The sequence below is a fragment of the Vibrio sp. 5S239 genome (assembly GCF_041439575.1).
In the GTDB taxonomy this organism is placed as follows: Bacteria; Pseudomonadota; Gammaproteobacteria; order Enterobacterales; family Vibrionaceae; genus Vibrio; species Vibrio kanaloae.
On record NZ_JBGOOM010000002.1, the window covers coordinates 63,543 to 76,143 of the forward strand.

The following is a 12,601-nucleotide window of genomic DNA, read 5'->3' on the forward strand; positions in this document are numbered from 1 at the left end:
AGTTTGTTAACTTCTTATCAAGTCCGTCTTTATATAGAATAGGAGACTTATTTGATCTTCTCTCTCGCTAGTAACTGAGAAATAATCACCAGTACTAACGACACCACTAACATCACTGTTGCTAGGGCGTTTACCTCAGGAGAGATACCCACTTTAACCATTGAGTAAATCTTCAGTGGCAAGATTTCATAGGTTGGGCCTGTTACGAAAGAGCTGATGATCACATCGTCCAGAGACAAAGTGAAGCTCAATAACCAACCCGCAGCAACTGCTGGCTTAGCAAGAGGTAAGATGATCTGTTTTAGGATCGTCCATTCGCTCGCGCCTAAGTCTTTTGCAGCTTCTAGCATCTTCACATCAAAGCCATTCAAACGACTGTAAACCGTAACAACAACGAACGGCAGACAGAAAGTAATGTGCGCCGCAAGTAGGGTAAAGAACCCCAGTTGAACACCCATTACCAAAAATAGTGCAAGAAGCGAAATCGCCATTACGATATCTGGTGACATCATCACGATGAACAACATGCCATTTACGATGCCTTTACCTTTGAATTGGTAACGGAATAGGGCTACTGCTGTAAGGCTGCCGACAATCGTTGCGGCTGTTGCTGAGAACACCGCTACGTTGATCGAGTGCCACGCAGCCTGCATTAGGCTGTCGTTGTTAATCAGCGCGTCATACCACTTAGTGGTGAAGCCACCCCATTTCATACCAAACTTATTGGCATTAAATGAGTTTGCAATCAATACAATAATAGGTAGGTATAGAAACGCGTATACCAGCGCCATAAAGCTGAACTTAACTGTACGACCCATTAGTCTAGCTCCACTTTCTTATTCAATAGCTTACCTGCTCGGTAGTAGGCGTATAACATCACAGCCATTGCCATGGTCAATGCGATACTGGTTGCTGCGCCAAACGGCCAGTCTCGAGCGTTGAGCACTTGGCTCTTAATCACGTTACCAATCAATAGGTTCTTAGCGCCGCCTAATAGGTCAGAGATGTAGAACATGCCTAACGCCGGAAGAAGTACTAATAAACAACCGCCGATAATGCCTGGCATCGTTAAGGGTAAAACAACCTTCAATAGCGTTTGAAGTTTATTCGCACCTAAGTCTTTAGCCGCTTCTAAATAAGTATCGTCTAGCTTTTCAATCGCTGAGTACAACGGCAAAATCATGAACGGGAGTAGGATATACACCAAACCGATCATTACTGCTGTTTCTGAATACATGATACGTAGCGGTGTATCGATAATGTCTAACGCTAACAAGCCCTTATTCAACACACCTTGAGTACCCAGCACCACTTTTAGTCCGTAAGTACGGATCAAAGAATTAGTCCAGAATGGTACAATCACTAGGAACAACATGATTGGACGCCACTTCACCGGCATTTTTGCCACGATGTAAGCGAACGGGTAACCAATAATTAAACAAAGTAGGGTTGCGACAATCGCCATATAGAAAGAGTGCATCAGCACTTTAAAATACAGCGGGTCAGCCAAACGCACGTAGTTATCGAGAGTGAAGGTCATCTCGATCAAGTTCGCTTCATCACGAGTTAAGAAGCTAGTACCGATGATCATGATGTTTGGAATCATCACGAACAGCACTAACCAACCTGTGATTAAAGCAACAATTGCGTTTTGTAAATTAAACTTCTTGCTCATCTTCTAATACCACTTCCCAGCTCTCAACCCAAGTTACTGCAACTTTTTGGCCCAGTGAGTGATCAACATCAGGGTCATCTTCGTTGAAGAATTCGCTAACCATGACACGCATACCAGATTCAAGTTCTACGACTGAATCTAATGTCATGCCTTTATAGGTTCGCTCGACAATGTGGCCAACAATACCGCGTTGCTCAGACTCTTTAATTTCTTCGATACGAAGATCTTCAGGGCGAAGCAATACTTGCAGTTTTTGACCCGGTGTTACGTCTTTATCGTGATAGATAATGGACTCTTCACCTTCGATTGTCGCAACAATGCGTTTTTCATCTTGACGAGATTTTGCTGTCGCTTCGAATACGTTAATTTCACCAATGAAACGTGCTACAAATAGGTTCTTCGGCTCTTCGTAGATCTCTCTTGGTGTGCCATCTTGTTCAATCACGCCATCACGCATAACAATGATACGATCAGACATAGACAGCGCTTCTTCTTGGTCGTGTGTTACAAAAATGAAAGTGATACCAAGTTGGCGTTGTAATTGTTTCAGCTCAATTTGCATCTGTTTGCGTAATTTGTAATCAAGAGCAGATAGAGATTCATCCAATAAAAGGACTTTTGGCTTATTCACGACGGCACGAGCGATTGCGATACGTTGCTGTTGACCACCGGATAGCTGGTGTGGTTTTCGTTGTGCCATTTGTTCTAAACGCACCATTTTTAAAGCATCCATGACACGAGGTTCAATCTCGTTGCTTGGAACTTTCTGCATGCGTAAGCCAAATGCCACATTATCGAAGACTGTCATATGCGGGAATAGGGCATAGCTTTGGAATACAGTGTTAACATGCCTTTGTTCAGCAGGAACTTGAGTTACATTCTGACCAGCTAATAGTATTTGACCACTATCTGCAGTTTCAAAACCCGCAATCATTCTTAATACGGTTGTTTTACCACAGCCTGATGGGCCTAAAATCGTGAGAAACTCACCATGATTTACGTTTAGATCAAGATTGCCGATGACTTCTTTACCATCGAAACTTTTACTAATGCCACTAAGTTGTACGACTGGCTTTCCTACTGATTTTTTAGCTTTCAACGTCTGTTTTTCTCCACCTTGGTTCTTTTTGACACCTGTTGCTATACACTTTTAAGGCGCGCATCATAATCACCAAAAACGTGAATTCAAAGCACTTTTTACCATTCGAAGATAAAAAATTTCGCAGGTAAAAGTAAACTTCTTTGACCATACTGATATTTACAAGCTTTACAGCCAAATAAGTGTTTAATTATTAACCATTAAGACTTAAAAGCAAAGCTTGTTACAGATTCATATTTTAGTTTATATCCGACATATGAGTATAATGAAGACAATTTTTTATCAATAAGTTAGGTGGCTTCGATAAAGTAAGTACACCTAGGTATCATTATGAACGACGACATCGAAAAAGATTTTAATCTGGGCGGTAGTATCGACCGTGCACTTTCTGGCGATTATGAGCTCAAAGCAACGGCTGTATTCCAAGAGGCTTGGAAACAAACCATCAGTCACTTTCTTTCGTTCTCTCCTGCTATTGTTGCTCTGATGTTCGTGCAACTGGCCATTTTTTATATCGCATTAAAATTACAACTGGGGGATCCTGCGGTTATCCTAGATGCCGTTATAGACCCAGAGGCTTTCACCCCACAAATCGTTGAATCTATTTTCATTGCTAACTTTAGCTATGAAGTAGTCAGCGCTCCTATTTACGCTGGTATTAGCTTAATGGCAATGAGCCACGCTGCAGGCTTACAAACCAAGACTCGTCACATAGGTAAAGGTCTACAATTTACAGTGCCTGTTATCTTAGTCACTTTGTTCAGCCTTATGTTACAAGGTATCGCGGGGATGATACTCCCGTTCCTTTCTATCTATTTCTCACTTGCATTTAGCCATGCAATTCTGTTGATTTGCGATAAAAAAGTACCTCCAATGCAATCACTGTTGCTTTCTTTGCGGGCCGTAAACAAGAAAATCCTCACTATCGCGTCTATCTACTTAATGGTGATGTTGATGTTCATCATTGCGGCGATGATGTATGGCATTGGTTTAATTTTCGTTCTTCCATTCTTTTTCCACGTGAAAGGTATTCTTTACCGTGAAATGTTTGGCATCAAGTTAAAGCTTATTGCGTCAGACAGGCCAAAGGATGATGACGACAATAACGACGGCAGCGGTAATAACGACAGTAACAACAAAAACCCACAGGTGTTCGATGCATAAAGACACGCAGGCAAGCGCAAGCAAATCACTTGCGCTTAAAGTGACGGCACTGGCTCTTGTTGGGTCTATCTCACTGATTGGTCCTTATATTTACCAAGAAGAAGAGCGTCGACGTACGACAGAACAGAATTCCAATTCGACCGACCAATTTGGTGACTTGACGGTTTCTTCGAGCACACCAAACTTTGCGGCCATCGAAGATGTGAATGAGAAAAAGGACACGTTCTTTTCGTTCCTGCGTCCAAGCATCAATATTGAAAACAAACGTATCACCAAAGAACGCGCGTTTTTAACTAAGCTCTTTGAGTCTGGTTTAGACAGTATTGATTCTGAAGACGCGTCTTATGCGAAAAGGTTAGGGAAGTTGTACAGCCTGCCAGTACCTACTGAAGGTTTGGATCAAGCATGGCTGACAGAGATGCTTAACCGCGTCAATGTGCTGCCAGAGGCGCTTGTACTGACACAGGCAGCGAATGAGTCAGCTTGGGGCACGTCGCGTTTCGCCACCAAAGCGAACAACTATTTTGGACATTGGTGTTACGCCAAAGGTTGTGGCCTTGTTCCGCTACAACGTAACGAAGGTAGCTCGCATGAAGTCGCAACATTCTCTTCAAGCCAAGAATCCGTACATCGTTACTTTATGAACCTTAATCGTAATCGTGCTTACGCCGATCTAAGAGCGATTCGTGCAAAACTTGCTGCGCAAGGTGATGATCTTTTAACAACCGCAACGGCGACAGAGCTCACCAATGGCTTGTTAAAATATTCTGAGCGAGGTTCAGACTATGTGACTGATTTACAAGCTATGATCCGTCACAACAAGGTATACTGGAAAAAGTAACTCATTTTGATACCAACTTGGTTGCCTTCGATAGTCGGCTTACACCAAGTAATATCACAAAAAGAGCAGCTCATTGGCTGCTCTTTCTATTTATAAACGCTCAACTTCGACAAGATTATAAGAATGAAAAAGACAGCACTCGCTTTATTAGCCTCATTAAGTCTTGGGGTTTCTCTTCCTGCTTCAGCGCAAGAATACATGTTCACGTATTCTAAGCTTTATACTCAGCTGAAAAACAACACCAAAGAAGGGCATGATGACGTCAAAGTAGCGGTCTTCTTTGTTGATCAACAAGCTCAGCAAACCTGTCACATCAGCAAAGCTTGGATGGAAAAAGAAGAACACTACGAAGAGCTAAAAGTCTCTCCAGCCAATGAACTGCTTCTACCGGTAGATCAAAACCTACGCTCAGCAAACCCTCTTATCTTTGTACAAACTACAGAACAAGAGTGTGCGTATTCTTTGGTTGTGATGACGCAAGAGCCTTTAGCCGGCGCAGTAGAAGTGACTCAACTAGAAAGCCTATTGCCACAGATGCAGGCGATGCTTGAAGATGTCAGCGGCATGTTCTCTGGTTGGTTCACGCCAGATATCCAAGGGTTAACGCTGGAGTTCGCTAATAAGCTTGAAGGCAACATCGAGCTTTCAAACGGCAAGCAACTACCAATCAAAGAAGGACGTGCGAAATTCACCTTAGAAGAACTGAATGGAAGTGACAGCATCACGTTACCAGAACCAACAGTTCGCGTATTGCCGTACATTCCCGCGCAATAATTTTTAACGGAATCATTGTTAGCGAAATCATTCCTCTATGCTTTCGTGACATATCTTAAAGCAGCCTCATCGGTTAAGAGCAGGCTGCTTTTCTTTATTTGTGATACCAACCGAGAGCTTACTAAAACGCGTCTCTCTAACCGTTTAGGGGCTTATCGAACAATAAAAGCAGAAACTTTCTAATACTCAGCTTGGTTATACTGCCGTTACTATTTCAACCTCAAATAAAAATCCGTATAATCCACGCCCTAAAACATCCCACTAGCAATCTACAGTCGGTAATACGACAGTGTGAGAGTCGCAATGAACCAAAACGATAATAGAAAAGAAACACTTGAATTCAACAAACTTCAGAAACGTCTGAGAAGAAATGTTGGAAATGCCATCATCGACTACAACATGATCGAAGAGAATGATGTTGTAATGGCATGTATTAGTGGTGGTAAAGATTCATTTGCGATGTTAGACATTTTGCTACGTTTGCGAGAAGCAGCACCGATCAAATTTGATGTTGTGGCGGTAAACCTAGATCAAAAACAACCTGGGTTCCCTGAACACATTCTTCCTGAGTACTTTGAAACGCTGAACATTCCTTACTACATCGTAGATAAAGATACGTATTCAGTGGTTAAAGAGAAAGTGCCAGAAGGCAAAACAACGTGTGGCCTATGTTCTCGTCTTCGTCGTGGTACTTTGTACTCATTCGCTGAGAAGATTGGGGCAACTAAGATCGCACTTGGCCATCACCTTGATGATATCGTTGAAACTATGTTCCTGAACATGTTCCACGGTGCTCGTCTAAAGGCAATGCCACCAAAGCTTCGTTCAGATGATGGTCGTAACGTTGTTATTCGTCCACTGACTTACTGTCGTGAAACGGACCTGATCAAATACGCAGAACACAAAGAGTTCCCAATCATTCCTTGTAACCTGTGTGGCTCTCAAGAGAATCTACAGCGTCAGAACATTAAAGCGATGCTAATTGATTGGGACAAGAAAACTCCAGGCCGTGTTGAGAAGATCTTTAAATCAATCCAGAACGTTAGCCCAAGTCAACTGGCTGATCGCGAGTTGTTTGACTTCATAAACCTTCCACTTGACCGTAGTGAAGATCGCAAAGCATACGAATTCGAAGAAGCTGAAATATCATCTTCAAACATTGATGAGTCAATGTTCATCGACGTAACGAATGTTTAGCCACTTGAGTGAATAAAGATGATTTTAGCCATTCTGTATTTGGAATGGCGTTGCTCTAGATAAACAAAAATGCCTCAAGCAATGCTTGAGGCATTTTTTATAAGTTAAACTTGTCGCTAACTTAACCTTTCGAAAGGTTAGGGTCTAATGGGCTCACGTAACCAGACGGTTTAAGAGCAAGCACGTCACAATTAATCTTGTCGATCACATGTTCCGCAGTATTACCAATAAACACAGCAGACAAACCGGTACGGCCCGTAGTACCAAGAATCACCATCGCAGCGTTATTTTCAGAAGCTACACGAGGAATAACATCTTCAGGCAAGCCTTGCTCAACCACGGTTTGTTCTTCACACATACCGTGCTTCTGACGCAATGCTTTCATTGCCGTTAAGTGATGGCCACGAACTGCGTCGGTATAAGATGTTGGATCAAACTCTGGCAATTCAATTGTTATATTCGCCGGTGTCACAGGGTAAGCATTAACCAAGAACGGTTCTGCATCCAAGCGGCCGGTGATCTCCAGTAATCTATCAACCATCGTATCGTTGAGCTCTAAGTGAGCTTCTGTCTCTGAGCCTACGTGAACTGAAGCAAAGATCTTCGCATCATCAGGCCAGAAGTCATTTTTAACCAGCAGCACAGGGCTAGGGCATTTTCTAAGTAGGTGCCAGTCAGTAGGAGTGAAAATAACAGATTCTAAAGTATCGTGCTTGCGCGTACCTTTGATTAAGATATCGTGGTCACCACTGTATACTTCTGCAATGATCGCCTCGTACGGGCGGTTGTGCCACACGACTTTAACGTTGAATTCAATGGAATCATCAAGGTAAGGTTCTGCTACTTTATTCATCCAGATCTCACGTTGATGAATAACTCCTCTGCGCATTGCGTCTCTTTCGTCGACAGAGAGCATCGATGTCATCTCATACGAGAAATCATAGATCGACAAAAAGAAAGTGATATGGCTTGTTGAGGTGCTCTTCTTCGCAAGTTGGATAGCACGAACTAGAGCAGGTTGCTCATCGTGATTAATGTCAGCGACAACTAAAATTTTGTTATAGATACTCATAACTAAGCCTACTTTTCAGAACGAATATATAAATAATGTAGCGTAGTTATAGAGAGATGAAGAGAAATATAAGAGGTTTTAAGGGAGAAATATGATGTAGCTCATTATTAGGCTACATCATTGATATCTAGACTATTCTTTTGAAACACCAGCGAGTTCCATCAACGTATCATGATCTTCGATAGTGATGTATTTTCCTTTAACACTCAAGATGTCAGCTTTTTGGAAACGCCCCAAAAGGCGACTAATCGTCTCGACAGTTAGACCTAGGTAGTTACCAATGTCGCCGCGAGTCATAGTTAAACGGAACTCTCTAGGGCTAAAGCCGCGTTGAGAGAACCGAGTAGAAAGATTGTAAAGGAATGCTGCAAGACGCTCTTCCGCATTCTTTTTAGAAAGAAGCAGAATCATTTCTTGGTCACCTTTAATCTCATTACTCATCAGGCGCATAATTTGCTGACGCAATTTAGGCATTTTCCCCGATAAATCATCAAGAATTTCGTATGGGATTTCACATACCATAGACGTTTCTAGTGCTTGAGCGAAACTAGGGTGTAGATCACCTGTAATCGCATCGAAGCCAACAAGGTCACCAGCTAAGTGGAACGCAGTAATCTGCTCATCACCTTGCTCGGTAATCGTATAGCTCTTGATCGTTCCAGAGCGAATAGCATACAGAGATTTAAGCTCGTCACCGGCTTTAAATAGCTCTTGGCCTTTTTGAATAGGCTTTTTTCTTTCAATGATCTGATCAAGTTGATCGAGTTCAGATTCATTCAAAGTAAATGGAATACAGAGCTGGCTAATACTACAATCCTGGCAATGGATTGCACAACCACCAGACTGAACACGTTTCGTCGCAGGCTTTTCAGAAATCATAACAATCTTTCACTATTTGACATACATCAATATTTTAGCATTCCTTAATCCTAAAGGGTAGTAAAAAAACCGGGTTTAAAGAATAGCTATACGGTATAAATAATAAGGTGTAGAGCCATATATCCAGTATAAAAGCCGTAAATTAGGATTAAAATTGCGCCTAACTGGCGAAATAAATCAACTTGTTGCAGTTTCTTGAAGAAATTAGCCCCCATACCAACGGCTAACATTGCTGGAAGGGTCCCTAAACCGAAGGCTAGCATGATTCCCGCTCCGTCATACCAGCTTCCAGATACCGCTGCCCACGTAAGCATTGAATAAACAAGGCCACATGGGAGCCAACCCCAGATGAAACCAAATGGTAAAGCGTGGCTGGGGTGCTTCAATGGCAGAAATGATTGACCTACAGGTGATATATAACGCCATAGCTTCTGCCCGACTTTTTCGAAAAACAACAATCCAAACCACCATTTTCCAATGTACAACCCTAAGATGATCATAAAGGCGGCAGCAAACAGACGAAGCCAACCAAGCAAAGCATTGAAATCGCTTAGTTGACCAATCGAAGAAATTGCACCGCCAATCAAGCCACCAATTACGGCATAGCTTAATAGGCGTCCAAGGTTATACAGGAGGGGAGTAATAGGGGAAGGTTTAGTGTTGCCAATCGAAAGAAGCGAAGCGATGCCACCACACATTCCCATGCAATGACCTGAGCCTATCAATCCAACAACAAAAGCGCCGATCCAATCAGGTGTCATCATTCTTTTTTTCTAAACTAGTTTGGCTTTCTACGCTAACGTAATTTTCTCTAGAGGCAGGGGCGCTCATCTCGGCTTTCTTGTCCGCAGCTGGTTTGTTGTCAGAGTTATGGTTAGCATGGCTGTCTTCATCGAATAGAATACTATGGCCTTGACGTTCAAGATCTTCAAACTGCTCGCTCTTTACTGCCCAAAGAAAGATTCCGACTGCGATGCACACAAGTACGATCGCTATTGGAATGAGGATGTATAAACTTTCCATTATTTCCCTTGCTCTTTTAAAAGCCTTAACGAGTTAGACACAACTATAATAGAGCTAGCCGACATGCCGACGACGGCAATGTAAGGAGCAACTAAACCAGACACTGCTAGAGGAAGGATAAGCAAGTTATACCCCAATGACCACGCCAAGTTTTCACGGATTATCTTACGCGTTTTTAGCGCTAATGTACGTGATTTAAGTAATCTATCGAGATTATCACCCAATAGCACCATATCCGCTGAGGCTTTCGCTACATCTGTACCTCCCCCCATTGCAACCGAAAGGTGAGCACCTGCAAGTATAGGCGCATCGTTAATACCATCACCAACCATCATAGTAATGTCATTTGCATCTCGAGAGTTCAGGTAGGCAAGTTTATCTTCAGGTTTCGCGTTAGCAACAATGTCTGTAATGCCGATCTCTTCAGCAACAGGCTTCGCGTTAATCAAAGAATCGCCAGTCAGCAGAGTCGTTTTGATTCCCGCTTCTTTAAATTGCTTAATAAACTCGATGCTTTCTTTGCGAATGGGATCTTCATAAGTGAACGTCGCGATATGACGCCCCGCCATTGACAAATAAATACCGTTACTTTCCGATGGTTGAGCTTCACCTAGAATGAATTCACTACTACCAATCGCCACTTCTTGGCCATTCCACTCACCAGTGATGCCTGAACCAATCACGTTATTGACTGACTCTACTTCGATATCATCAGAAAGATGAGTCTTGAACGCTTTAGCTATAGGGTGATTAGCGTGTTGTTCTAGGCTTGAAGCAATTTGTAAACATGTCTCTCTATTAAGGTCTGAAAAGGTGTCTACTTGGCTGATGCGAATATCCCCCTCAGTCAAGGTACCTGTTTTATCAATGATTAAGTGGTTAACTTTACACAGAGTTTCGAATACGTGCCCTTTACGCAGCAAAATACCAAAGTTCCCCATACAAGAGGTTGAACAGGTAATTGCCGTTGGTGTTGCAAGTGATAAAGCACATGGACACGTTGCAACGAGTACTGAAAGCATGATCCAAAACGCGTCTTCTGGACGTGTTTGATGCCAATAGAACCAGGTGCCGAATGAAATAACTAAGATAACTGCCACAAAGTACCGTGCGACCACATCAGCGATTTCCGCGATGCGAGGCTTAGACAACTGCGCTTCATCTTGCAGACGAACGATATTAGAAATCACCGAATCGGCCTTAGATGCCATCACCTCTAATTCAAACGATTCATCACCATTCAGTGTGCCAGCAAAGACGGCATCACCTTCGTTCTTAACCACATGAATAGATTCGCCAGTCAGCATTGACTCATCGATGTGAATTCTGCCAGACAATACTCTGCCATCAGCAGGAATATGTTCGCCCGGTAGAACACGAATCCGATCGCCAACCTTCAAGGTTTTCACCGGAACTTGATCGCCATCTAACGTTGTCGCCATAGCAGGAACGAGCTTAAGCAGGTTACCACTAGCAGCTGCTGCTTTACGACGAGCGCGCATTTCAAGGAAGCGACCAAGTAGAAGGAAGAAGGTAAACATTGAGATTGATTCAAAGAATACTTCGCCTTGTTCTGTAACTGTTGCCACTACACTCGCAACATAAGCAAATAGCAGAGCAATCGACACAGGCACATCCATGCCTAGCGTTCGGCCTTTAATGCTTCGCCACGCATTAATATAGAAAGGTAGCGCTGAGTAGAGCAGGACAGGGGTTGCGAAGATCAAACTAACCCAGCGGAAGTAACTCTTGAATTCCGGCTCTAGGCTACCAAACACTTCAAGATAAAGTGCCACAGCCAACATCATGACTTGCATGGTCGCCAAACCAGCAACACCAAGACGATAGAGGTAGTTTTTCATCGAGCGATGATAGGCGGCTTCTTGTTGATCGGCTTCAAAAGGTGCAGCTTTGTAACCTAGTGTATGGATTGCTGATAACAACTCGCTAAGTTTCACTTGCGTATTATCCCAACTAAGCAGGGCACGGTTAGTGGTGGTATTAACACGAATGCTACCGACCCCGGCCTTTGAAGAAACTTGTTTTTCAATAAGCCATGCACAGGCTGCACAAGAGACGCCTTCAAGTGACAATGTCACTTCAGAGGCATTTTCAGAGCTACGAACGAACTCTAGTTGGACATCTTCATTATCATAATGGCTGAGAGCCAGAAGTTGCTCTGGTACTAGATCAGCTTTTTCAGCTGGAGCGGTGCGATATTGGTAGTAAGAAACCAAACCGCTATCAACGATTGTTTGGGCTACGGTTTCGCAGCCCGGACAACACATCTTTCGAGTCGCTCCTAAGATCTCTACTTTAAAATCCGTTTCCGCTGGTACATCTTCACCGCAGTGATAACAGGATTCACACATAAGCTTTTAGTTCGTTAGTTGAGTAGAAGTTTCAATAGGGAAGTTCATGCGACCTTGCACTAACCATTCAGAGTTATGTGGAGAAAGCTCGATAAACCATGGACCTTGCATTTCGTGGTCTAGAGTCAACGTGTAATTGCCGCTCGCATCAGCGGTAAGCAGCTGAGTGAAATCACGGTCAGGCAGTGTTCTGTGAACGAACATTGCGTTAATAGCAGGGAAGTGATCAAGTTTGCCTTTATTTAGAGTAATGATAACAGAGTTACCTTTCTCATTAATTGAAGCCGAGAGACCAAGTTCTTTAGCGATGTTTACTTTCGAAATATCGACATTAATGCCTTTTCCTTTTTTATAGTAATCCTCAGTCACCAAATCTACAGAGTTCTCTGTAAACACAATAACCGTCATGATGGTCCAAATAACTACTGTCGCCGGCAACGCGATTAAGAACCACGGCCAAAACTGTTTATACCAAGGCTTTACCATAAAAAATATCTCAAAAAAG

General features: G+C 42.9%; 13 protein-coding genes. 4 read left to right on the forward strand and 9 right to left on the reverse strand.

The genetic code is table 11. From position 1 onward, the window contains the following. Nucleotides 1-47: 47 nt before the first annotated feature. The 3 genes from potC to potA are packed head-to-tail and all read right to left on the reverse strand — an operon-like array spanning nucleotide 48 to nucleotide 2,774. Nucleotides 48-818 (reverse strand): spermidine/putrescine ABC transporter permease PotC, encoded by a 771-nt coding sequence (gene potC, locus ACED48_RS02515; RefSeq protein ID WP_009846722.1) that lies wholly within the window; start codon nucleotides 816-818, stop codon nucleotides 48-50. Next, nucleotides 818-1,675: a spermidine/putrescine ABC transporter permease PotB gene (potB, locus tag ACED48_RS02520; protein WP_017057260.1), complete on the reverse strand. Its 858-nt coding sequence runs from the start codon at nucleotides 1,673-1,675 to the stop codon at nucleotides 818-820. Before potB ends, potC begins: the two co-directional genes overlap by 1 nt. Continuing rightward, nucleotides 1,659-2,774, reverse strand: coding sequence for a spermidine/putrescine ABC transporter ATP-binding protein PotA (gene potA / locus ACED48_RS02525; RefSeq protein WP_017057259.1), 1,116 nt, complete (start codon nucleotides 2,772-2,774; stop codon nucleotides 1,659-1,661). The genes potB and potA overlap by 17 nt, the downstream gene beginning before the upstream one ends. Nucleotides 2,775-3,104: 330 nt before the next feature. Here potA and ACED48_RS02530 point away from each other — a divergent pair, with 330 nt between their 5' ends. The 4 genes from ACED48_RS02530 (at nucleotide 3,105) to ttcA (ending at nucleotide 6,750) form a co-directional block, all read left to right on the forward strand. Then, nucleotides 3,105-3,938, forward strand: a complete 834-nt coding sequence (locus ACED48_RS02530; RefSeq protein WP_017057258.1) for a hypothetical protein — start codon at nucleotides 3,105-3,107, stop codon at nucleotides 3,936-3,938. After that, nucleotides 3,931-4,779, forward strand: a complete 849-nt coding sequence (locus ACED48_RS02535) for a glucosaminidase domain-containing protein (RefSeq protein WP_017057257.1) — start codon at nucleotides 3,931-3,933, stop codon at nucleotides 4,777-4,779. The genes ACED48_RS02530 and ACED48_RS02535 overlap by 8 nt, the downstream gene beginning before the upstream one ends. A 123-nt stretch (nucleotides 4,780-4,902) precedes the next feature. After that, complete coding sequence (locus ACED48_RS02540; protein WP_017057256.1) at nucleotides 4,903-5,553, forward strand: DUF2987 domain-containing protein; 651 nt, start codon at nucleotides 4,903-4,905, stop codon at nucleotides 5,551-5,553. A 303-nt stretch (nucleotides 5,554-5,856) separates the two neighbouring features. Beyond that, nucleotides 5,857-6,750: a tRNA 2-thiocytidine(32) synthetase TtcA gene (ttcA, locus tag ACED48_RS02545; RefSeq protein ID WP_017057255.1), complete on the forward strand. Its 894-nt coding sequence runs from the start codon at nucleotides 5,857-5,859 to the stop codon at nucleotides 6,748-6,750. Nucleotides 6,751-6,871: 121 nt separating this feature from the next. On the opposite strand, the gene uspE is transcribed toward ttcA, so the two are convergent. The 6 genes from uspE to ACED48_RS02575 all read right to left on the reverse strand — a co-directional run bounded on the left by uspE (nucleotide 6,872) and on the right by ACED48_RS02575 (nucleotide 12,582). Continuing rightward, complete coding sequence (gene uspE, locus ACED48_RS02550; protein WP_017057254.1) at nucleotides 6,872-7,822, reverse strand: universal stress protein UspE; 951 nt, start codon at nucleotides 7,820-7,822, stop codon at nucleotides 6,872-6,874. A 132-nt stretch (nucleotides 7,823-7,954) separates the two neighbouring features. After that, nucleotides 7,955-8,701, reverse strand: a complete 747-nt coding sequence (locus tag ACED48_RS02555) for an FNR family transcription factor (protein WP_017057253.1) — start codon at nucleotides 8,699-8,701, stop codon at nucleotides 7,955-7,957. 86 nt (nucleotides 8,702-8,787) lie between these two features. Continuing rightward, a complete protein-coding gene (locus tag ACED48_RS02560) occupies nucleotides 8,788-9,462 on the reverse strand; it encodes a sulfite exporter TauE/SafE family protein (protein ID WP_029627112.1) in 675 nt (224 codons plus the stop codon). Then, nucleotides 9,452-9,724 carry a cbb3-type cytochrome oxidase assembly protein CcoS gene (ccoS, locus tag ACED48_RS02565; RefSeq protein WP_017057251.1) on the reverse strand — a complete coding sequence of 91 codons (273 nt, stop codon included), beginning with the start codon at nucleotides 9,722-9,724 and terminating at the stop codon, nucleotides 9,452-9,454. Before ccoS ends, ACED48_RS02560 begins: the two co-directional genes overlap by 11 nt. Continuing rightward, complete coding sequence (locus ACED48_RS02570; RefSeq protein ID WP_029627111.1) at nucleotides 9,724-12,096, reverse strand: heavy metal translocating P-type ATPase metal-binding domain-containing protein; 2,373 nt, start codon at nucleotides 12,094-12,096, stop codon at nucleotides 9,724-9,726. The genes ccoS and ACED48_RS02570 overlap by 1 nt, the downstream gene beginning before the upstream one ends. Before the next feature lie 6 nt (nucleotides 12,097-12,102). Continuing rightward, entirely contained in the window at nucleotides 12,103-12,582 is a 480-nt protein-coding gene (locus ACED48_RS02575; protein ID WP_017057249.1) for a FixH family protein, read from the reverse strand. Nucleotides 12,583-12,601: the final 19 nt, after the last annotated feature.